Source organism: Kitasatospora mediocidica KCTC 9733, from assembly GCF_000744225.1.
GTDB lineage: Bacteria > Actinomycetota > Actinomycetes > Streptomycetales > Streptomycetaceae > Kitasatospora > Kitasatospora mediocidica.
The window spans coordinates 1,312,562-1,332,816 of record NZ_JQLN01000004.1; the positions used below are offsets into that span (position 1 = coordinate 1,312,562).

Sequence of the window (20,255 nt, forward strand, 5' to 3'; positions counted from 1 at the left end):
CGGGGCATCATGGGGAGCGACCCCGCCACCTCCCCGCTTTGGACTAGACCACTGAAGCGGCTCGGCCCACCGCTGTCAATGCGTCAGGTCGGCCGATCCGCAGATCCGCAGAGAGCTGTCGGAGTCAGAGGACCAGCGGTCGGTCGGTCGCCGCGATCGGGGCCGGCAGCGCGGTCGCGCCGGTCAGATAGCGGTCCACGGCCGCGGCCGCCGCCCGGCCCTCGGCGATCGCCCAGACGATCAGCGACTGCCCGCGCCCCGCGTCACCGGCCACAAAGACACCGGCCGTGCCGGTGCCGAAGTCCCGTCCACGGGCGAGGTTCCCGGCGGAGTCCAGCTCCAGGCCGAGCCCACGGACCAGCGCGCTGCCGCGCTCCGGGCCGGCGAACCCGAGGGCCAGCAGCACCAGGTCGGCCCTGATCCCCTGCTCGGTCCCGGCGAGCGGACGCCGTTCGGCGGGCTCGACCTCGGCGCAGTGCAGCACGCGGACCCGGCCCTGCTCGTCGCCCTCGAAGCGCAGCGTCCCGGCGGAGAAGAGCCGCCGGTCGGCGGGGGCGGCACTGGCCGGATCGTGGTCGGGGACGGGACGGGCCCGGGCCTCCTCGTGCGAGGCGGTGAGGCGGTAGACCTTGGGGTGGACCGGCCAGGGCTGGTCCACCGCCCGCCGCTCGCCGGGGCGCGGGTTGATGTCCAGCTGGGTCACGCAGGCGGCGTTCTGGCGCAGCGCCGTGCCCAGGCAGTCGGCGGCCGTGTCGCCGCCGCCGACGATCACCACGTGCTGCCCCTCGGCACAGACGGGTGAGCGCACGAAGTCCCCCTCCTGCACCCGGTTCGCCAGCGGCAGGTACTCCATCGCCTGATGGATGCCGCGAAGCTCGCGCCCCGGCACCGGCAGGTCGCGCGGGTCGGTGGCGCCGATCGCGAGCACGACCGCGTCGTAGCGGGCCAGCAGCTCCTCGGCCGAGGGGTCGTCGCCGACCTCGACGCCGGTGTGGAAGCGGGTCCCCTCGGCGCGCAGCTGGTCGAGCCGCCGGTCGAGGTGGCGTTTCTCCAGCCGGAAGGCCGGGATCCCGTAGCGCAGCAGCCCGCCGAGGCGGTCGGCCCGCTCGTAGACGGTGGTGGTGTGCCCGGCCCGGGTGAGCTGCTGGGCCGCGGCCAGCCCGGCCGGGCCGGAACCGATCACCGCCACCGTCCGGCCGGAGAGGTGGGCGGGCGGCTTGGGCGTCTCCAGTCCGAGCTGCCAGGCCTGGTCGGCGATGGCGGCCTCGACGTTCTTGATCGTCACCGCGTCGGAGTCGATGGCCAGCACACAGGCGCTCTCGCAGGGCGCCGGGCAGAGCCGGCCGGTGAACTCGGGGAAGTTGTTGGTCGCGTGCAGGTGGGCGCTGGCGTTCGCCCACTCGTCACGGCTGACCAGGAAGTTCCAGTCCGGGATCAGGTTCCCCAGCGGGCAGGCGCTGTGGCAGAACGGGATGCCGCAGTCCATGCAGCGCCCGGCCTGGCCGCCGACGATCGGCAGCAGGCTCCGCTCGGCGTCGACCTCGTCCCAGTCCCGGACCCGCTCTTCCGGGGCGCGGCGCTCGCGCGGTCGACGCGGAGTGCTGAGGAATTTCGGATCGGCCATCGGCCGCCTCCGTCATCCGGACGGTAGTTCCAACCACCCTACGTCCGTCCCCGCGCCACCGCGCTGCAGGTCACGGGCCTGTGCCGCGCTACATCCCTACGCCTTGACGGCGACGCCCGCGTAGCCCGGCACGGACTGCCAGTCGGCCGGCAGCATGGCCTCGTCGGTGCGCCACAGCGGCAGCTGCACCAGGCCGGGCGCGACCAGCTCGAAGCCGTCGAAAAAGCTCTCGATCTGCGCGCGATCGCGCAGCACCAGCGGGGCGCTGGCCTTGCTGTAGATGCCGGCGCCGGCCTCCGCCGTCTCCGGCGCCATGAAGTCCTGGCTGCCGTGCGAGAGGATCAGCATGCTGCCGGGCGCCAGCGCGTCCCGCAGGTGGGCGACCACCTGCTGGGCCTCCTCCTCGTCCCGGACGAAGTGCAGCACCGCGACCAGCATCAGGGCCACCGGCTGCGCGAGGTCGATCGCGGCGCGCAGGGCCGGGTGGTCGAGGATCGCGGCCGGCTCGCGCAGGTCGGCCTGGAGCACGGTGGTGTACCCGGCCGGGTGGTTGGCCAGCAGGGCGCGGGCATGGGTGAGCACGATCGGGTCGTTGTCGACGTACACGACGCGGGCGTCCGGGGCGACCCGGTGCGCGACCTCGCTGGTGCTGCCGACCGCCGGGATGCCGGTCCCGATGTCCAGGAACTGCCGGATGCCGCGCTCGGCGGCGAAGGCGACCGCGTTGCCGAGGAACTGACGGTTGATCCGGGCGGAGAGACGGGCGTACGGCATCGCCGCGATGATTCGCTCGGCGGCATCCCGGTCGGCCGGGAAGTTGTCCTTGCCGCCCAGGTAGTAGTCGTACATCCGGGCGGGGTGGGCGATCTCGGTGTCGAGCTCGCTCGGGGGCTCCCAATCGTCGGTGTTGGCCCATCGCCAGTCGGCCTGGAGCTCGTCGTCCTGGACAGCGTCGTCCCGCACTGCGTCGTCCTGCACTGCCGCCCGCCCCCACCTATGTGATGTCAGATCAGATCACTTCACGCCAGATCGCGTCACCGCACGGCGATGGTAGCGGACCGATTCCGACTCCGACCGGCCAACGTCGGAGTCTGCCCTTTCCGCCACAGCGGCTGCCCTCCGCAGCCCGGGGTGATCAGGAACACCCTGTCTGCGGACCTCACCGGTGCGGAAGACTGGCCGACGTGGACGAACCGATCTCCCCCTCGACGCCTGCGACGCCTCCAACGCCTGCGACACCTGCGACAGCCGCGACGCCCCCAGCGCCCCCGGCGGCGCTGCGGTTCGCCGAGCTCGTCCTCGACCCGGGCTCCTTCGTCAGCTGGGACACCCCACCCCAACACCCCGAGAGCGGCCCCTACGCCGACGCGCTGGCCCGGGCCAGGGCCCGCAGCGGCGCGGACGAGGCCGCCCTCACCGGGGAGGGCCGGATCGCCGGGCACCGGGTGGCGGTACTGCTGAGCGAGTTCACCTTCCTGGCCGGTTCGATCGGCAACGCCACCGCCACCCGGCTGCACGCCGCCGTCGAGCGCGCCACCGCCGAACGCCTGCCGCTGCTCGCCTTTCCGGCCTCCGGCGGCACCCGGATGCAGGAGGGCACGCCCGCGTTCGTGCGGATGGTCACGATCGCCAACGCCGTCACCGCGCACAAGGCCGCCGGGCTGCCCTACTTGGTCCACCTGCGGCATCCCACCACCGGCGGCGTGCTGGCGTCCTGGGGCTCGCTCGGCCAGCTGACCACCGCCGAGCCCGGCGCGCTGGTCGGCTTCCTGGGCCCGCGGGTGTACGAGGCGCTGTACGGCGAGGCGTTCCCGGCGGGCGTCCAGCGCGCGGAGCACCTGCGGCTGCACGGCACGGTGGACGCCGTGCTGCCGCCGGACCGGCTGCGGCGCAGGCTCGCGGACGTGCTGGACATCCTCGGAGCCGTCCCCGCGCCCGTCCCCGCGCCTGCGGAGGCAGCCGCCCCGGACACCGTGGCCGTCGGTGGGACCTGGCCGTCCGTCCTGCTGACCCGGGAGCCCGGGCGACCCGGCCTGGTCGAGCTGCTGGCCGAGGCCGACACCGTCGTCCCGCTGGCCGGCACGGGCGCGGGCGAGCGTGACGACGCGCTGCGGCTCTCACTCGCCCGGTTCGGCGACATCGGCTGCGTGGTGGTCGGCCACGACCGGGCGGCGGCCGCGCTGCACGGCCCGATCGGCCCGGCCGGGCTGCGCACCGCGCGCCGGGGCATGCGACTCGCCGCGGAGCTGCGGCTCCCGCTGCTGACGGTCATCGACACCCACGGCGCCGCGCTCAGCCGGCAGGCCGAGGAGGGTGCGCTGGCGGGCGAGATCGCCCGCTGCATCGCGGAGTTGAGCACGCTGGCCGCTCCGGTGGTCAGCCTGCTGCTCGGCGAGGGCACCGGCGGCGCGGCCCTCGCGCTGCTCCCGGCCGACCGCACGATCGCCGCCCAGCACGCCTGGCTCTCGCCGCTGCCGCCGGAGGGCGCCTCGGTGATCCTGCACCGCACGCCCGACCGGGCTCCGGAACTCGCCGACCAGCAGCGGATCGGGGCAGCCGAGCTGCTGCGCGAGGGCGTGGTGGACCGCGTGCTGGCCGAGCCGGTGCCGGGCTCGGAGGATCCGGACGGCTTCATGCGGTGCATCGTCACGGCGCTGCGCGAGGAGCTGACCGCCACTGCGGGCGGCGACTACCCGGCGGCCCGACTGGAACGCTTCCGAGGGCTCATCTTGGGGTGACTCGGGCAGACGTTCGACGAATATCATGATCATCGTCTGAGAGTTTGGTACTTTGAGGCGCATTTCGCTCCATACGAACCATCAGATGTACTTGATCTCCAGGAGTCTGACCATGAGTCACGCGATTCGTCGGCGCATCGCCGCCACCGGTGTCGTCGCCGGCCTGCTCGTCGGCGGCGTCGCCGGCCTCGCCGCACCCGCCTCCGCCGCCGCCCCCGTCGGCATCCCGGCGCCGGTGCAGTTCGACCCGTTCGGCGACGCGCTGCGCGCCATCGAGGTCAACTACGCCCAGAACCACTGGAACTGGACGGCCTGGAACGACAGCACCCCGGTCGCCTTCGGCGCCGACCAGGACAACTACCAGTGCGCCGAGTTCGTGGCGAGAGCGCTCGCCGCCGCCGGCCTGGTCCCCGGCCTGGGCCCGGACGACCCGCAGAACGACTACTTCACCTACACCGCGCCCAACGGCAAGACCTATGACCTGCTGCTGATCAGCGACCTGCCGCAGTACCACAACCTGTACGACTACCTGATGGACAGCGGCCTCGGCACCGACGTGGGCGACCACCCCGAGCAGGCCCGCCCCGGCGATGTCGTCGTCACCTACGCCGGCCCCGGCGTCACCAAGAGCCACACCGGTCTGGTCGACACCGCCGCGACCGCCACCGCCGAGCCGACGGTCGACGCGCACAACCGCGCCCGCCTGCAGTACGGCTACCACTTCTACGCCCCCTCGCACCTGGTCCGGATCGACCCGCTGGGCCTGCTGAAGGGCTTCGCCAAGGGCGACACCGCCGCCAAGCCGGGCAGCACGCCGCAGCCGAACCTGCGCAAGAGCTCCCCGAGCACGATCCCGTACCTCGGTCTGCACGACCCGGCCGGCCCGCAGGTCTGATCCGGCAGCCCGGCTCATCGGGTGGCGGCGGTCCGAGTCTGCGGACCACCGCCACCCGATGAGCAATTTCATGGACGCCGCACACACGATCCCCCTATATTTCGTCCGGCATCTGCGCGTGATCCGCACCGCAGACAGGTTTGGGGGACGCAGTGACCGTTCAACCGGCTCCATCGACGGATGAGATACCGAGCGCCGAGCCGGGCGGCAGGACCCTCCCGCGCGCCCTGGCCCACCGCGGCCTGATCACCGACCCGCGGATCCTGGGGATCGTCGCGGGCGTGCTGGTCACCGCGACCACGGTGGCGTTCGTCGTCACGGGGGTGGCCCGCAGCATCGGTCCGAGCCAGTACCGGCTGGCCACCGGACTCAGCACCCCGACCTTCGTCGCCGCCATCGTTGGGTTCCTCTGCTGGTTCAGCCGCTGCCGGACCAACGCCGAGGCGTACGCGCCCGGCACGCACCGGCACTCGCCCGGATTCGCCATCGGCGCCTGGTTCATCCCGGTGGCCATGTGGTGGATCCCCCGCCGGGTCACGCTGGACATCTGGCGGGCCACCGGTCTCGGCAACGCCTGGCTGGTCAACGTCTGGTGGGCCACCTGGATCGGCCGGATGGTGGTGGGCATCGTGACCCCCCAGCTGGATCCACACCACATCAACCCGTACGCGCTGCCCGTCGAGACGGCCTATGTGCTCTCCGGTGTGACGGCCGTCCTGCTGATCCACCGGATCACCCGCGCCCAGTCCGCCATCTACCAGGCCGACCGGGCCCGCTCGTAGCTCCGCCGACTCCCCCTTCACCCATCGCCACTCCTCTCCACTCCTCTCCGGCTCGCCAGGTTTCGCGGCATTCATAAAGTGATATCACTATGCTAGATTCCTGCTAAGCGGTCTCTGGATCCCGGATCTCCGGATCCCCCGAGAGAGGAGTCGGCCCGATGGCCACTCAGCACAGCACCACCCCGGCCGGTGACGGCTTCACCGTCGACATGCCCGCTCCCAAGGTCACCGAGCGGATCGTCACCGGCGCCCCGGGCCTGCCCATGCTCGCCCTCGTCCTGGTCTGCGTGCTCGGCGGCGCCGCGCTGACCGTGCTCGGGATCGTCGTCCAGGCCGGCAGCGGAAGCGGCGGCGCCGGCCTCGCGCTGGTCAGCACCGGTCCGCTGGCCTTCCTGTTCGGCCTGGTCATGGCCTGCGGCCTCACCGCCGTCGCACCCGGTCAGGCCCGGGTGGTCCAGCTGCTCGGCCGCTACCGCGGCACGATCCGCGCCGACGGCCTGACCTGGCTGAACCCCTTCACCACCCGTCGCAGGATCTCCACCCGGATCCGCAACCACGAGACCGAGACCGCCAAGGTCAACGACGCCGACGGCAACCCGATCCAGATGGCCGCCGTGGTCGTCTGGCAGGTCGAGGACACCGCCAAGGCTCTCTTCGAGGTGGACGACTTCGTCGAGTTCGTCGCCATCCAGACCGAGACCGCCGTGCGGCACATCGCCAACAGCTACCCGTACGACGCCCACGCCGACGGGCAGATGTCGCTGCGGGACAGCGCCGAGGAGATCACCCGGACGCTCTCCGCCGAGATCGGCGCCCGGGTCGCCTCGGCCGGTGTGCGGGTGGTCGAGTCGCGGATCACCCGGCTCGCCTACGCGCCCGAGGTCGCCCAGGTGATGCTCCAGCGCCAGCAGGCCGGCGCCGTGGTGGCCGCGCGCCGACTGATCGTGGAGGGCGCGGTCGGCATGGTCGAACTCGCCCTGGAGCGGCTCGCCGAGCAGAACGTCGTCGAGCTGGACGAGGAGCGCAAGGCCGCGATGGTGAGCAACCTGCTGGTCGTCCTCTGCGGCGACCGCGGCACCCAGCCCGTGGTCAACACCGGTTCGCTCTACCAGTAGGAGGGGCTGCCCGGTGGCAACCGAGCGAAAGAAGATCCTGCTAAGGCTGGACCCCGCCGTCCACGACGCACTGGCCCGCTGGGCCGCGGCCGAACTGCGCAGCACCAATGCGCAGATCGAGTTCCTGCTGCGCCGGGCACTCACCGAGGGAGGCCGGATGCCGGGCGGGGCCGCAGGCCTCCCCCGGCGGGGCAGACCCCCGAAGGAGGGCACCGAGCCCGCCGAACCCGCCCTCGCCCCGGACGACGAGCGTCCGGATTCGCCCTCCGACTCGTGAGGAGACCACGATGGATCTGCCCGACACCCTCGCCGGCAAGCTGTACCTGCTCGCCTGCGACCCCGAAACCCAGCGCCTGGTCAGCCGCACCGACCTCGACCTGCTGCTCCGCGCCGCAGCCCTGACCGACCTGCAACTGCGCGGCCTGCTGCAGGACGTCGACGGCAAGCCCAGCGCCACCGGCCGCGCGCCGCAGGACCTGAACCCCGTCCTCGCCGATCTGCTGAGCCGGATCGCCGAGACCGGGCCGCACTCGTGGGGCTGGTGGATCCGACTGCACGGTCGCGGCAACTCGCCCGACCGTCCCGCGCACCCGGTGCGTTCGGTGCAGGACGACCTGGCAAAGAGGGGCTGGATCCGCGTGGAGGAGCACCGCGTCCTGGGCCTCTTCAACAGGTCGCAGATCACCGAGCGGGACCCGAGGGTGCGCAAGGCCCTGGCCGCCACGGCCTCGACGACCCTGCGCGGCCCGGTCTCCCAGGTCGAACCGGCCGACGCCGCCCTGGTCGCCCTGGCCGACGCCGGCCAGCTGCGCACGGTGGTGACCCGCAGTCAGCGCAGCGAGTTCCGCGACCGCCTGGCCGTCCTGACCGAGCAGACCGGACCCGTCCCGCCCGCGTTGCGCAACGCCGTCCACTCCCGCAATGCGGCCCGGGCCGGTACCTGATCAATCGTCAGAACGGCTGCTGTTTCACGCCAGTTGATCCGGCTGCTGCCCTCTGCACCTCAGTCTGTCCCAATCGGGCGCAGGCGCGTAGGCTTGCCCCCAGGGAGGCGGAACCCGCCACCCAGGGAGGCGAGTTGTGATGACGAACAGGACCAACCGCCCAGCCCCCTTCGCGGTCTCCTGCCTGATCTCCCTCCTCCTCTTGGCCGGGGCGATCCTCTTCGTCCTCTGGATCGGCGACGAATCCGGCCTCTGGGACATCCCGCTCGCCCCCTCCTGCCAGTCCCACTGCGACAACGGCGACAGCGGGGGCACCGGAGGCACCGGCACTGACGGCGGAGGCGGCGACGGGGGCGGAAGCGTCGGCGGCGTCGGCGGGGTCGGGGGCGAATAGCCCCGACGTTCCGTCCGTCAGGCCGAACTCGCCCTGTCGCGCAGGGCCTTCTTCTTCGCCCGGTTGCCGCACTCGCCCATCGAGCACCAACGCCGGTTGCCCGGGCGGGAGGTGTCGCCGAACAGGGCCGCACACTCCCGGTCCCCCTGCCCGTCCCCCACGCCCCCGGCGCCCGCGTCCGGACCGCCATACCGCCGTCCCGCCGTCCCGCCGCCCTGGCTGCCGCTGTGGACGACCGAGCGCCGCTCCCCCGCAGGCACTGGAAGTGCCGGGACCGACTATGTCATCATCTGAAGACATCAAACGAAGACATCAGTCGATGACATGAGCTGGCCGCCCGCGCGCGGCCGGAGGGGCGGCAGCCGTGGACACCGGGACGGATCGACGGACGTGGCGGGAGCGGGCCCTGGTCCCGGTGCTGGTCTTCCTCGGCATGGTGGTCGCGGTGATCAGCAGCCTGGGCGCACCGCTGGTCCCGACGCTCGCCGTCGTCGATCACGTCTCGCTCTCCGACGCCCAGTGGTCGCTGACCATCACGCTGCTGGTCGGCGCGGTCGCCACCCCCACCATGGGGCGCCTGGGCGACGGGCCGCACCGGCGGCAGGTGATCCTCGGCGCCGCGGCCGTCGTGCTGGCCGGCAGCGTGCTGGCCGCGCTCCCGCTCGGCTTCGGGTGGCTGGTGGTCGGCCGCGGGTTGCAGGGCGTCGGCCTCGGGCTGACGCCGCTGGCCATCGCCACCGCCCGCGACGCGCTGAGCCCGGAGCGGGCCCGTCCGGCCGTGGCACTGCTGTCGATCACCACGGTGGCCGGCGTCGGCCTCGGCTACCCCCTCACCGGCCTGATCGCGCAGTCCTTCGGCGTGCACGCCGGCTTCTGGTTCGGGTCCGCCATCAGCGCGCTGGCCCTGCTGGCCGCCGTCCTGGTGCTGCCGAGCACGGCGGGCCGGGCCCGGCACCCACTGGACGTGCTGGGCGCGGTGCTGCTCGGCGCGGCGATCGCCGGGCTGCTGCTCGTCCTGAGCGAGGGCGACGTCTGGGGCTGGTCATCGCCGCGGCTGCTGGGCCTGGCCGCCGCCGCGATCGCGCTCACGGCCTGGTGGGTGCTGCACGAGCTGCGAACCGCGCACCCCCTGGTGGACCTGCGGCTGGCCCGGCACCGGGTCGTGCTGACGGCCGACGTGACCGGCCTGATCGCTGGCGTCGCGATGTACCTGCTGATGTCGCTGGTGACCCGCTTCGTGCAGACCCCGGCCGTGGCGGGCTACGGCTTCGGCGCCTCGATCGTGGTCACCGGGCTGGTGCTGCTGCCGTTCTCGGTCGCCAGCGTGCTGTCCAGCAAGCTGGTGCCGGTGCTGGCCCGGCGCACCTCGACCGCCCTGGTGCTGCCGGTCGGCTGCGCCATCTCGCTGGTCTCCATGCTCACCTTCGCGTTCGCCCGGGACAGCCTCTGGGAGCTCTTCGTCACCATGGCGATCGCCGGGCTGGGTGTCGGCTGCACGTTCGCGGTGATGCCGGGGCTCATCGTCAGCTCCGTCCCGGCGCATGAGACCGGCAGCGCGATCAGCTTCAACCAGGTGCTGCGCTACGTCGGTTACTCCACCGGCAGCGCGCTCAGCGCGGCGGTGCTGGAGGCGCACACCCCGGCCGGGCACCTGCTGCCGTCCGGGTCCGGCTACCAGAGCGCCGCGCTGCTGGGCTGCGCGGTGTGGGTGGTCACCGGCGCGGTTACGATCGTCCTGCTGCGCCGCGCGGCTGCCGCAGCCTCCGCGACGAGCCCGGCCACGATGGTGATCGCCGGTGCGGATCCGAAGGAGGAGGAGCTGCTGATGGAGGAGAGCATCGCCGACGCCGCGACCGGCGAGGACGACGCGCGCCCGGCCGGCCGGGCCGCCCGTTGAGCGCCGAGGGAACCGCCCCCGTCCGGCGACGCGACTCCGGCCGCAGTCGCGAACTGCTGCTGGAGGCGGCCGCCGAGCTCTTCGGTGAGCGCGGCTACGACCGCACCACCACCCGGGAGATCGGCGAACGCGCCGGGGTGGACCCCGCCCTCATCGCCCGCTACTACGGCGGCAAGGCGCAGCTCTACATCGCCGTGATGCGCGCCGAGCAGGGCGACACCACCCCGGCCGACCTGCTCGCCCCCGAGCGGTTGCGCGAGCTGCTGGCCCGGGTCGCCCACCGTGGCCCCGGCCCGGTCTTCCGGGCCGCCGCGCTCCCCCACGACGACCCGGTGGTCCAGGACGCCGCCCGCGCCCAGCTGCACAGCCGGCTGGTCAGCCCGTTGTGCGAGCACTTCACCCGCGAGGGGCTGGACCGCCCGCAGCTGCGCGCCGAGGTGGCGGTGGCCGCCTTCGTCGGCGTCGTGCTGGCCCGCAACGGCGGCGCCTTCGACGAGCTCGCGGCGGCCGGGCCGGAGGAGCTGTTCGAACTCGTCCACGACCTGCTGGGCGGCACCCTGCCGAACGGCTGAAGCGTCGGCGACGACGGACGACGTGTGTGGCGAGGGTCACCGGGACGCGCGTGGCGGTCGTCGAGCCGCATCCCCCCGGCGGCACCACGTCGGTGACCAGCACCTGCATCTCGCGCACGGTCACCGGGGCGTTCATGATCGACACGTTCAAGTCCCTGCTGCCGCCCGGCCGGATCACCGACGACGTCGGCGCAGGCGTCGGCCAGGTGCACCCCGCCGGCGCCGGACCGATGGCCACGCTGAAGTACGACGACGGCCAGGGCGCCGGCATGGTCATCGCCGTGGCCGGCGGCGCCGGTTGGCAGCGCTGAGCCCCTCGCGGTACGGGCGGGGGCGGCGCCGACAGGCTCGGCGCCACCCCCGCGCACACGGTCGGCGCTCAGCCCTGGGGAAGCTCCCCCGCGTGGTCGGTGACGGCGCGCAGCATGACGGCCGACTCGAAGACCGAGCCCGCCGGGGGGCCACCCTGCTGGCTCGTGTCGGTGATCCGGACGTCCCGGTGGCCCAGGAACGCGCAGGTGGTCCGGTCGAAGATCAGCTCCATCCGGTCCATTCCGTCCGCACGGACCACCCCGATCCCGTGCCGCCCCAGCAGGTCGACGGCATCGGGCTCGACCGTCGCCCCCGGGACGGCCGCCGCCGTCTGGCAGAACGCGCCCTCGACAGCCGGCGGGAGCAGCTGCGTGATCAGGACGTTCTCGATGGTCCTGAAGGCGGCACCGTCCCGTCCGCTCGCCTTCGCGCTCTCGGCGTAGACCCGCTGGAGCAGCTGCGCCGGATCGGTCGGCAGCGACGCCAGGTAGCGGTAGTTCGGGGCGGCGAGGCTCGCCGCCACGCCCTGGGCGGGGGTGAGGCCCATCGTGCCGTTCTGCGGATCGATGATCAGGCCCTGCGAGACGCCGTCGAGCGGAACCCAGTCCTTGCGCACGCACGCCTGCTGGCCGTCGAACCGCTGAAGCGTCTCGGTGTAGACGAACTGGCTGTCCTTCACCTGCGGCGCCTGCGCACCCGCCACGGACCTCGCCGCCGCGGCCAGCGCCTGGACCGGGTCCCCGGGAGCCGTCGGCGCCGTGGTGTCCACTGGGGGCAGCGACGCCTTCGGGCAGATCGACAGCGCCGGGGAAGCGACGCCGGCAGCGGCACCGGACGGCGACGCGGAAGCCGAGGCCGAGGCCGACGGACGCGGCGAGGGCACCGGCGTGGGCGACGCGGAGTGCGTGGGGTCGCTCGACACCAGCGGGTCCGTCGGGACGAGGCCGTTGTGGGGGTGGTGCGCCGGGCCGACCAGGGCCACCGCCACCGCCAGGGCGACCACCAGCGGCGGTGCCGCCAGCCAGCCGATCTGTCGGCGCGGCATCGACCTCGGCTTGGACCGCGGCTTCGACGCCTTCGCTGCGGCGTCCCGGGTGATCTCGTTCATCAGATGCTCCTTCAACAACCTCTGGCGGTCGGCGCTGAGCATCTCGGGTGAGTCGTTCATCGGACGTTCTCCTGCGTCGACCAGGCCGTTCCGTCACGGCCGTCCGGTACCTGTCCGGCAGTGACGGTGAGTTCCCGGTTGTGCGTCAGTTCCTGCTCGGCCAGCGAGCGCAGGCGGCTCCGGGCCCGGGAGAGCCGGGAGCGCACGGTTCCGATCGGGACACCCAGGCACTCGGCGGCGGCCGCGTAGTCCAGCCCCACCCAGACACAGAGCCTGAAGACCTCCCGCTCGCCCCGCCTCAGACCACCCAACGCCCTTTGCACGGCGGCTAGTTGCGCTGTGTCATCGAGCCGGGTCACCAACTCGTCGGCGAAGTCCGGCACGGCGTCCCGCTCGGGCAGCCGCGCCATCGCGGCCCGGTGCCGCCGGGCGGCCCGCGCGGTGTTGCGCAGCACGTTGGTGGCGATGCCGAACAACCAGGGCCGCAGGCCCTCACCCTCCTCATGGAGCTTGGCGTGCAACCGCCAGGCCTCCAGAAAGGTGAGCGAGACGGCATCCTGTGCCGCTGCCCAGTCCCCCAGTGTGCGCAGGGCATAGCCGTAGACGGCCTGCGCATGCTCGTCGAAAAGTTCCCCGAGCGCGGTCGGATCCCCGGCGCGCAATCGCGCCCGCTGTGACTGTTCCACGGCTACTCCTGTCCGCTCCCCCCACCGGGTTCCCTGTGATCACCGTCACCCCCGTCGGGCACAGCGCGGCACCAGAGCGGACACCGGCCCTCGTCGAGCCGAGCCCATCATCGCCCAGGCGCATGCACCGCCCGCCCGCTCGGGCGCGGGCCGTGCACGAAGCGACGGCCACTGTTCATGCGGGCGTGCGCTGTGGGGCCCCTCAGTGATCGTTTGACGGGTTGTGATCAGCCTCGTCCCGTACCGGGAGTTGTTCGCGAGAGGCAGGATCTTCCCCCATGGACCGACGTACCTTTGCCGCCGCTGCGGTGGCCTCCGTGCTCCCCGTCGTGGCGTCGGCGGTGCCGGCGCAGGCCGACGACGCGGCCGCGCGCGGCGCCGACCGGCGGGAGCGCGGTGACGCCCGGCTGCAGAGCGAGATGCGGTCCGCACTCGCCGACAAGCTCGACGACGCGGGCGCGGCGGCGGCGTTGGTGCCGTCGATCTTCGACATCGGCTTCACCTGGGACCCGCCGACAACGCGGGTGTCCGGCATCGACTTCATCCTGGCCTACAGCTTCGGCAACCGGGCTCCCGCCGGGGGCGGCGACCCGGCAAAGGTGCTGTACGAGCCGGGTCCGGTGAACGAGGCGCTGGCCGACACCGTGGCCAAGGTGCGGGCCCGGCGGAACGTGCCCGTCTACGCGCAGTGGGAGATCGCCCGCTTCCTCCGGTCGAAGTACGGGATGACCGATGTCACCTCCGTCGAGCCGGTGATCGCGGCGGACGGCACCATCACGTACCTGAGCACCTACGGCGTCGCCGCCCAGGTGGTGAACCTGCGCAAGTCGCTGCCCGCAGGCGTGGGGACGGCCGGCGTCGTCGGCTTCCGCGATCACGTCAAGCGCTGCGTGGAGACGACCCGCCTGGCCGGCGTGGCCTCCGCCTACGCTCCCGCCGGATTCACCATGCCCGGCACCTACGACCCGCAGTCGGGCCAGGCCTGGACACGTCGGCGCGATCTCTACCTGGTCCACGACATGAGCGCGCAGTGGCAGATGCTGGAGCAACAACTGCTGGCCCGCTGACACCCTGCTCACCGCCGGACGCCTCGCAGCGCGGGGCCATCACCCCGCGCTGCGAAAGCCGTTCGGCCCGGCGTTCAGCCCGCGCTCGGGCCGGGCGCCCGCTGGTCGCCTCCGCGCCGCAGCAGGCCGTACGCCCAGCGTTCGTTCAGCCCGGCGAGGAAGCCGACGCTGCCCCAGAAGAAGAAGGCCTTGATCAGCGCCTGATGCCCCGCCGGGGTCAGCGGTGCGGGGCCGCAGAGGCCGTCCGGCAGGGCGGGAGGGGTCAGCAGCGTCAGGATGCCGCCGTTGATCAGCAGGAAGAGGGAGGTGGCCAGGAACCAGCCGACCACCACCCGGTACCAGCCCTCCTGACGCATCGTCTGGGCCAGCTGCACCGGGTCGGAGGGGACGCCGCCGGGGGTCGCGTCGCCTCCCGGCGCCCGCCGGATCAGCTGGTAGGAGTCGCGAAGCCGGACGATGACGCTGAACACCGCGCCCATCGCCCGGCAGCAGGTGCTGCTCGCGACCAGCATCGACGGTGCGCCGCTGGACGAGAGCGGGCCGCAGCTCGTCGTGCCGGCGGACGCCTGCGGTGCACGGTACGTCGCGGGCGTCACCCGGCTGTGGGTCGGACCGGCGCAGGGGTAGCCGGGCCGAGCAGGCTGTCGGCCACGGTGTCGGCGAACTCCCTGGTCAGCGGACTGAGTGCGTCCCACTGACGGACGGCCCAGCCGACGGCCAGCGGGGGCAGCATCGGGATCGGGATCAGCCGGAGCCGTCCGGAGCCGGCGGCGGTCCGGCCGGGGAGTGCGGGGACGACGGCGTGACCGAGGCCGAGTTCGGCCAGCAGGACGGCGGTGTCCCAGTCGGCAACACTCGTGGTCGAGGCCAACTCGACTCCCTGCAAGGCCAGTTGCTCCTCCATCCGGGCACGGGAGATCGAGTTGGCGGGAAGCCGGATGAGCCGGATCCGGGCCAGGTCGGCAGCCACGATGCTGTTCCTGCCCGCGAGCGGATCGTCCGCGCTGACCGCGAGCACCCAGGGCAGCTCGACGACGGGCCGCTGCTCGACGCCGCGCGCGGGGGCACCGAGGGTGATCCAGGCGAGGTCGGCGGCATTGGCGGCGAGCGCCTCGAAGCACCGGCGGGTGGAGTTCTCGGTGCGGAACTCCAGGGTGACGTGCGGATGTTGGCGACGGAACCCGACGACGGCGTCGGCCATGAAGTGGCGCACGGTGGTCGCGCCGGTGACGATCCGGACGGTGCCGGTGTCGCCCTGCTTCAGGTCGCGCAGTTGACGCAGCGCGAGTTCGAGGTGGCCGATGCCCGCCGCGGCGGCCTGGTGCAGGATGCGCCCGGCCTGGGTGGGGGCGACGCCGCGCGGGAGCCGCTCCAGCAGGGGCAGCCCGACTTCGGCTTCGAGTCGCTTGACGTGCTGGCTGACGGCGGACTGGGTCCGCGAGAGGTCGCGGGCCACCGAGCTCAGGTTGCCGCTCTCACAGGCGGCGACGAAGACGCGCAGATCGTCAAGGGTCATGAGACCCAAGGTATGTCGAGGGCTGATGGAAGAAAACCAGAGGATTGACTTGGGTTTTGCCGGGCTCGACCATGGAGGGGTACCGAGGCGGCAACCCGTCCGGTGCCGCGTCGGGGTTCCGGACACCGACGCGGCGGCGGACGGGTGTCGACCCTGAGGTCACAGGGCAGCGGGCGCACCGCACGACGGCCTGACGCTCAGGCCGGTTCGCCGTCGGCCGGTTCGGCACCGGCCAGTTCAGCACCGGCCAGTTCGGCACCGGCCAGTTCGGCGCGGGCCTGGGTGAGCCAGTCGATCCAGGAGGCCTCCAGGCCGATCCCGGCACGCAGCACCAGGTGGTGCAGGCGGTTCTCCTCGTCCGCCTTGCCGGGCGGGAAGTCGCGCTCCTCGATCGCCGTGTAGTCGGCCAACTGCCGCTGGTGCAGCTCCAGATGGCGTTGCAGCTCGACGTCGAGCCCGGCCGCGCCGACCACCGCGGCCGCCCGCAGGCGCAGCAGCAGGGCGTCGCGGACCGGCTTGGGATCCTGGCGCTCGGCGACCCAGCCGGCCAGCTCCTCACGGCCGGCCGGCAGCACCTCGTACTCCTTCTTCTGCCCACGGGTCGGCGGCCCGGGCACCGCGCGGATCAGCCCGCCCTGCTCCAACTTCGCCAGCTCGCGGTAGATCTGCTGATGGGTGGCGGACCAGAAGAAGCCGATCGACTTGTCGAACCGGCGCGTCAGCTCCAGCCCCGAGGACGGCCTTTCGAGCAGGGCGGTGAGGATGGCGTGCGGGAGCGACATGGGGAAGATCCTAAGCCGCTCCCCCCAGCCGCTCCCACGCGTTCCTCAGAGAGTCGCGGCCAGTTCGGTGCCCTGGCGGATGGCCCGCTTGGCGTCGAGTTCGGCGGCGACGTCGGCGCCGCCGATCAGATGCGGGGTGCGGCCGGCGGCGAGCAGGGCGTCGTAGAGGTCGCGCCGGGGCTCCTGGCCGGTGCACAGGACGACGGTGTCCACGGCCAGCACCTGCCGCTCGCCGTCCACGGTCAGGTGCAGGCCGTCGTCGTCGATGCGGTGGTAGGTGGCGCCGGCGACCATGGTGACGCCGCGGTGCTTGAGTTCGGTGCGGTGGATCCAGCCGGTGGTCTTGCCGAGACCGGCGCCCACCTTGCTGGTCTTGCGCTGCAGCAGGTGGACGGCGCGCGGCGAGCGGTTGCGCTCCGGCTTGCGCAGGCCGCCGGGGGTGCTGTGCTCGGGGTCGATGCCCCACTGCTGGTAGAAGACCGACGGGTTGAGGCTGGCCGCGTCGCCCGGGTCGGTGAGGAACTCGGCGACGTCGAAGCCGATGCCGCCCGCGCCCAGGATCGCGACCCGGGGGCCGACCTCGGCCTTGTCGCGCAGCACGTCGAGGTAGCTGACCACGCTGGGGTGGTCCTCCCCCTCGATGCCGGGGGCGCGCGGGGTGACCCCGGTGGCGAGGACGATCTCCTCGAAGTCGAAGTCGAAGTCGGAGTCGACGTCGGAGTCGGAGTCGGAGTCGGAGCCCAGCAGCATGGCGGCCGTGACGGCGGCGCCGAGCCGGACCTCCACGCCGTGCTGCTCCAGCTGGTAGCGGTAGTAGCGCAGCGTCTCGTCGAACTCCTCCTTGCCCGGGACCCGGCGGGCGACGTTCAGCTGCCCGCCGATCTCGTCGGCGGCGTCGAAGAGCGTGACGTGGTGGCCGCGTTCGGCGGCCGTCACCGCGAAGGCGAGGCCGGCCGGACCGGCTCCGACCACGGCGAGCCGCTTACGGCGCCGGGTCGGCATCAGGACGAGCTCGGTCTCGTGGCAGGCCCGCGGGTTGACCAGGCAGGAGGTGATCAGGCCGCTGAAGGTGTGGTCCAGGCAGGCCTGGTTGCAGCCGATGCAGGTGTTGATGCCGGCGGCCCGTCCGTCCGCGGCCTTGGCGACGAAGTCCGGGTCGGCCAGCAGCGGGCGGGCCAGCGAGACCAGGTCCGCGCAGCCGTCGGCGAGCAGCTGCTCGGCCAGTTCGGGGGTGTTGATCCGGTTGCTGGTCACCAGCGGGATGGAGACCGCGCCCATCACCTTCTTGGTGACCCAGGCCCAGGCACCGCGCGGCACCGAGGTGGCGATGGTGGGGATCCGCGCCTCGTGCCAGCCGATGCCGGTGTTGATGATGGTGGCGCCGGCCGCCTCGATCTCGCGGGCCAGCGTGACCACCTCCTCCAGGGTGGAGCCACCGGGGATCAGGTCGAGCATGGAGAGGCGGTAGATCAGGATGAAGTCCGCGCCGACCCGCTCGCGCACCCGGCGGACGATCTCGACGGGGAAGCGGATCCGGTTGCGGTAGTCGCCGCCCCAGCGGTCCTCGCGCAGGTTGGTGGGAGCGGCGATGAACTCGTTGATCAGGTAGCCCTCGGAGCCCATGATCTCCACGCCGTCGTAACCGGCCCGCTGAGCCAGCTCGGCCGTCCGCGCGAAGTCCTCGATCGTCTGCTCGATCTCCTCCTCGGTCAGCGCGTGTGGGAGGAACGGGCTGATCGGGGCCTGGAGCGCGCTGGGCGCCACCAGCTCGGCGTGGTAGGCGTAACGGCCGAAGTGCAGGATCTGCATCGCGATCTTGCTGCCCTCGCGGTGCACGGCGGCGGTGACGGTCGCGTGCTGCGCGACCTCCTCCTCGGTGGTCAGCTTCGCACCGCCCGACCACGGCTTGCCCTGCTCGTTGGGAGCGATGCCGCCGGTGACGATGAGGCCCACCCCGCCGCGCGCCCGGGCGGCGTAGAACTCCGCCATCCGCTCGAAGCCCTGCGGGGCCTCCTCCAGGCCGACGTGCATCGAACCCATCAGCACGCGGTTGGGCAGCGTGGTGAAGCCCAGGTCGAGCGGGCTCAACAGGTGGGGGTATTCGCTCATCAAGGGCTCCTCACACGGACTCACACAGACGGTTACCTCACGGTAGGCCGCCGGGGTGGCCCTGTGCAACTAGTTGCATAAGAGTTCCCGTCCAGCTTCGGTCCACCGTCCACAGGGAATCCACAAGAACGGCCGCTATCGTCCCGACGAGGTGACGCCGCCGACCGAGGCCCGCACCTCCCCCGGCCGGACATGAGGAGTGGTGAACAGGTGAACGGACGGGCGCTGAACGGGCGTTACGTGCTCGCGGAGGTCCTCGGCGTCGGCGGGATGGCCACCGTCTGGCGCGGCCTGGACCGGGTGCTGGGGCGTCCGGTCGCCGTGAAGGTGCTGAACGGCGGCCTGGCCGACGACCCGCGCTTCGCCGAACGGTTCCAGCGCGAGGCGCAGCACGCCGCGATGCTGACCCACCCGGGCATCGCGATGGTCTTCGACTCGGGCGTGGACCAGGGCTCGCCGTACATCGTCATGGAGCTGATCCACGGACAGCCGCTCAGCGAGTTGACCACCGGCACGGCCGGGCTGCCGGTCGAGCGGGCGGTGACGATCGCCGCCGCGGTCTGCGAAGCACTGGGGGTGGCGCACGAGGCCGGGCTGGTGCACCGGGACATCAAGCCCGCCAACATCATGATCACCGAGGACGACGGCGTGAAGGTCGTCGACTTCGGCATCGCCCGGGCCGGCTCGTCCGGCAGCCAGCTGACCCAGACCGCCACCGTGCTCGGCACCGCCGCCTACCTCTCGCCCGAGCAGGCCACCGCGCAGCCGGTGGACGGCCGGGCGGACCTCTACGCGCTGGGCTGCGTGCTGGTCGAGATGCTGACCGGAGAGCCGCCGTTCACCGCGGAAACCCCGGTCGCCGTCGCCTTCAAGCACGTCTCCGAGCGGCCCGCACCGGTCACCGACCGGCGCCCGGAGGTGCCGGCGGCCCTGGACGCGCTCGTCCTGCGGCTGCTAGCCAAGGACCCGGACGAGCGCCCGGCGAACGCGGCGGTCGCCCGCGCGGAGCTGCTCGCGACGCTGTCGGCACCCACCCGGCGGCTCGACCTCACCGACGTCGCCGACGTCCCCGGCAACGCCGACGCCCCCAGCAGCGCCGTCGGCCTGGCCGCCGACGGCGCGCGGCGGGAGCGGCCCGGACGTCCCAGAGCCTCCAGGCCCGCCAAGCGCCGCTCCCGCCCGCTGGCGTACGGGGCCGCCGGCCTCGGCGTGATCGTCGCCATCACCGCGATCACCGCGTTCGTGGTGGACCGGCCCGCCCCGCAGCCGACCGCCGCCCGCAATGGCGCCGGCGCCACGACCGGCACCCTGACCCCGGTGGCCGCGGACAACACCGACAAGCAGAGCCCGGCCGTCGGCCTCCAGCAGCTGCGCACCGAGGTCGGCCCGGCCCAGCTGCCCGCGGACCGCCGGCTGACGCTGCTCAAGTCCCTCGACAACGCCTCCGCCGCACTGGCCCAGGGCCACCCGCTACTGGCCGAGCAGCCGTTGAAGGACGCCCAGGAGCAGGTCCGCGAGCTGGCGAAGAAGCGGGTCGGCGACGCGACCACCGAACAGACCTGGCTGCGCCGGCTCGGCGTGCTGATCACCGCCGTGCACCGGGACGGCGGCCAGCCCGTCCAGGCCGTCCCCACCCCGAACGGGTGACAGTCACCACCGCTGATCTGGGCGGATCCCCCGGCGCGTCGGCCGAACGGCCGAACCTGGCTACGCT

General features: G+C 72.8%; 20 protein-coding genes and 1 pseudogene. 12 read left to right on the top strand and 9 right to left on the bottom strand.

Annotated features, from left to right (window positions below; all coding sequences use genetic code 11):
- Positions 1-124: 124 nt before the first annotated feature.
- Together BS80_RS13295 and BS80_RS13300 are read right to left on the bottom strand one after the other, a co-directional pair.
- Positions 125-1,624 (bottom strand): glutamate synthase subunit beta, encoded by a 1,500-nt coding sequence (locus tag BS80_RS13295; protein WP_035796716.1) that lies wholly within the window; start codon positions 1,622-1,624, stop codon positions 125-127.
- A 96-nt stretch (positions 1,625-1,720) separates the two neighbouring features.
- Positions 1,721-2,587: an SAM-dependent methyltransferase gene (locus BS80_RS13300; protein ID WP_035796719.1), complete on the bottom strand. Its 867-nt coding sequence runs from the start codon at positions 2,585-2,587 to the stop codon at positions 1,721-1,723.
- A gap of 221 nt (positions 2,588-2,808) precedes the next feature.
- On the opposite strand from BS80_RS13300, the gene BS80_RS13305 reads away from it, so the two are divergent.
- The 7 genes from BS80_RS13305 to BS80_RS40755 all read left to right on the top strand — a co-directional run bounded on the left by BS80_RS13305 (position 2,809) and on the right by BS80_RS40755 (position 8,492).
- Positions 2,809-4,362, top strand: a complete 1,554-nt coding sequence (locus tag BS80_RS13305; RefSeq protein WP_332262166.1) for a carboxyl transferase domain-containing protein — start codon at positions 2,809-2,811, stop codon at positions 4,360-4,362.
- Positions 4,363-4,474: 112 nt separating this feature from the next.
- A complete protein-coding gene (locus tag BS80_RS13310) occupies positions 4,475-5,257 on the top strand; it encodes an amidase domain-containing protein (RefSeq protein ID WP_035796720.1) in 783 nt (260 codons plus the stop codon).
- Between the two features lie 152 nt (positions 5,258-5,409).
- Complete coding sequence (locus tag BS80_RS37705) at positions 5,410-6,039, top strand: DUF4328 domain-containing protein (protein WP_051966535.1); 630 nt, start codon at positions 5,410-5,412, stop codon at positions 6,037-6,039.
- Positions 6,040-6,197: 158 nt separating this feature from the next.
- A complete protein-coding gene (locus BS80_RS13320) occupies positions 6,198-7,154 on the top strand; it encodes an SPFH domain-containing protein (protein ID WP_035796721.1) in 957 nt (318 codons plus the stop codon).
- 13 nt (positions 7,155-7,167) lie between these two features.
- Positions 7,168-7,431 (top strand): hypothetical protein, encoded by a 264-nt coding sequence (locus BS80_RS13325; protein ID WP_035796723.1) that lies wholly within the window; start codon positions 7,168-7,170, stop codon positions 7,429-7,431.
- Positions 7,432-7,441: 10 nt separating this feature from the next.
- Positions 7,442-8,098 carry a GOLPH3/VPS74 family protein gene (locus tag BS80_RS13330; protein WP_035796724.1) on the top strand — a complete coding sequence of 219 codons (657 nt, stop codon included), beginning with the start codon at positions 7,442-7,444 and terminating at the stop codon, positions 8,096-8,098.
- Between the two features lie 139 nt (positions 8,099-8,237).
- Positions 8,238-8,492: a hypothetical protein gene (locus tag BS80_RS40755; RefSeq protein WP_035796726.1), complete on the top strand. Its 255-nt coding sequence runs from the start codon at positions 8,238-8,240 to the stop codon at positions 8,490-8,492.
- Between the two features lie 17 nt (positions 8,493-8,509).
- On the opposite strand, the pseudogene BS80_RS42735 reads toward BS80_RS40755, so the two are convergent.
- Positions 8,510-8,626: pseudogene (locus BS80_RS42735) on the bottom strand (CGNR zinc finger domain-containing protein); the annotation flags it as partial.
- A gap of 230 nt (positions 8,627-8,856) precedes the next feature.
- On the opposite strand from BS80_RS42735, the gene BS80_RS13345 reads away from it, so the two are divergent.
- Genes BS80_RS13345 through BS80_RS13355 form a run of 3 tightly spaced genes read left to right on the top strand, consistent with a single transcriptional unit; the run spans position 8,857 to position 11,272 of the window.
- The gene (locus BS80_RS13345) at positions 8,857-10,389 is read left to right on the top strand and encodes an MFS transporter (protein ID WP_063771953.1); all 1,533 of its coding nucleotides are present in this window, start codon (positions 8,857-8,859) and stop codon (positions 10,387-10,389) included.
- Positions 10,386-10,961 (top strand): TetR/AcrR family transcriptional regulator, encoded by a 576-nt coding sequence (locus tag BS80_RS13350; protein ID WP_051966536.1) that lies wholly within the window; start codon positions 10,386-10,388, stop codon positions 10,959-10,961. Before BS80_RS13345 ends, BS80_RS13350 begins: the two co-directional genes overlap by 4 nt.
- A gap of 26 nt (positions 10,962-10,987) precedes the next feature.
- Positions 10,988-11,272 (top strand): hypothetical protein, encoded by a 285-nt coding sequence (locus tag BS80_RS13355; protein ID WP_198045508.1) that lies wholly within the window; start codon positions 10,988-10,990, stop codon positions 11,270-11,272.
- A gap of 68 nt (positions 11,273-11,340) precedes the next feature.
- On the opposite strand, the gene BS80_RS37710 is transcribed toward BS80_RS13355, so the two are convergent.
- A complete protein-coding gene (locus BS80_RS37710) occupies positions 11,341-12,441 on the bottom strand; it encodes a CU044_5270 family protein (protein ID WP_051966537.1) in 1,101 nt (366 codons plus the stop codon).
- Complete coding sequence (locus BS80_RS13365) at positions 12,438-13,067, bottom strand: RNA polymerase sigma factor (protein WP_051966538.1); 630 nt, start codon at positions 13,065-13,067, stop codon at positions 12,438-12,440. The genes BS80_RS37710 and BS80_RS13365 overlap by 4 nt, the downstream gene beginning before the upstream one ends.
- A 278-nt stretch (positions 13,068-13,345) precedes the next feature.
- Between BS80_RS13365 and BS80_RS13370 the strand changes: the two genes are divergently transcribed.
- Complete coding sequence (locus tag BS80_RS13370; RefSeq protein ID WP_035796736.1) at positions 13,346-14,134, top strand: hypothetical protein; 789 nt, start codon at positions 13,346-13,348, stop codon at positions 14,132-14,134.
- 74 nt (positions 14,135-14,208) lie between these two features.
- Here the strand turns inward: BS80_RS13370 and BS80_RS13375 are convergent, their stop codons facing one another.
- The 4 genes from BS80_RS13375 to BS80_RS13390 form a co-directional block, all read right to left on the bottom strand.
- The gene (locus BS80_RS13375; protein ID WP_157536234.1) at positions 14,209-14,730 is read right to left on the bottom strand and encodes a hypothetical protein; all 522 of its coding nucleotides are present in this window, start codon (positions 14,728-14,730) and stop codon (positions 14,209-14,211) included.
- Positions 14,727-15,650: a LysR family transcriptional regulator gene (locus tag BS80_RS13380; protein WP_051966540.1), complete on the bottom strand. Its 924-nt coding sequence runs from the start codon at positions 15,648-15,650 to the stop codon at positions 14,727-14,729. The genes BS80_RS13375 and BS80_RS13380 overlap by 4 nt, the downstream gene beginning before the upstream one ends.
- 197 nt (positions 15,651-15,847) lie before the next feature.
- The gene (locus BS80_RS13385) at positions 15,848-16,432 is read right to left on the bottom strand and encodes a PadR family transcriptional regulator (protein ID WP_035796738.1); all 585 of its coding nucleotides are present in this window, start codon (positions 16,430-16,432) and stop codon (positions 15,848-15,850) included.
- A 45-nt stretch (positions 16,433-16,477) separates the two neighbouring features.
- Positions 16,478-18,541, bottom strand: coding sequence for an oxidoreductase (locus BS80_RS13390; RefSeq protein ID WP_035796740.1), 2,064 nt, complete (start codon positions 18,539-18,541; stop codon positions 16,478-16,480).
- 210 nt (positions 18,542-18,751) lie between these two features.
- On the opposite strand from BS80_RS13390, the gene BS80_RS37715 reads away from it, so the two are divergent.
- Positions 18,752-20,188, top strand: coding sequence for a protein kinase domain-containing protein (locus BS80_RS37715; RefSeq protein ID WP_051966541.1), 1,437 nt, complete (start codon positions 18,752-18,754; stop codon positions 20,186-20,188).
- Positions 20,189-20,255: the final 67 nt, after the last annotated feature.

Excerpts from the sequence above, each read along its gene's own strand:
- BS80_RS13295 (WP_035796716.1), bottom strand. The coding sequence starts at position 1,624 with ATGGCCGATCCGAAATTCCTCAGCACTCCGCGTCGACCGCGCGAGCGC.
- BS80_RS13310 (WP_035796720.1), top strand. The coding sequence starts at position 4,475 with ATGAGTCACGCGATTCGTCGGCGCATCGCCGCCACCGGTGTCGTCGCC.
- BS80_RS13370 (WP_035796736.1), top strand. The coding sequence starts at position 13,346 with ATGGACCGACGTACCTTTGCCGCCGCTGCGGTGGCCTCCGTGCTCCCC.
- BS80_RS37710 (WP_051966537.1), bottom strand. The coding sequence starts at position 12,441 with ATGAACGACTCACCCGAGATGCTCAGCGCCGACCGCCAGAGGTTGTTG.
- BS80_RS13390 (WP_035796740.1), bottom strand. The coding sequence starts at position 18,541 with ATGAGCGAATACCCCCACCTGTTGAGCCCGCTCGACCTGGGCTTCACC.
- BS80_RS40755 (WP_035796726.1), top strand. The coding sequence starts at position 8,238 with ATGACGAACAGGACCAACCGCCCAGCCCCCTTCGCGGTCTCCTGCCTG.
- BS80_RS13380 (WP_051966540.1), bottom strand. The coding sequence starts at position 15,650 with ATGACCCTTGACGATCTGCGCGTCTTCGTCGCCGCCTGTGAGAGCGGC.
- BS80_RS13330 (WP_035796724.1), top strand. The coding sequence starts at position 7,442 with ATGGATCTGCCCGACACCCTCGCCGGCAAGCTGTACCTGCTCGCCTGC.
- BS80_RS13320 (WP_035796721.1), top strand. The coding sequence starts at position 6,198 with ATGGCCACTCAGCACAGCACCACCCCGGCCGGTGACGGCTTCACCGTC.
- BS80_RS13385 (WP_035796738.1), bottom strand. The coding sequence starts at position 16,432 with ATGTCGCTCCCGCACGCCATCCTCACCGCCCTGCTCGAAAGGCCGTCC.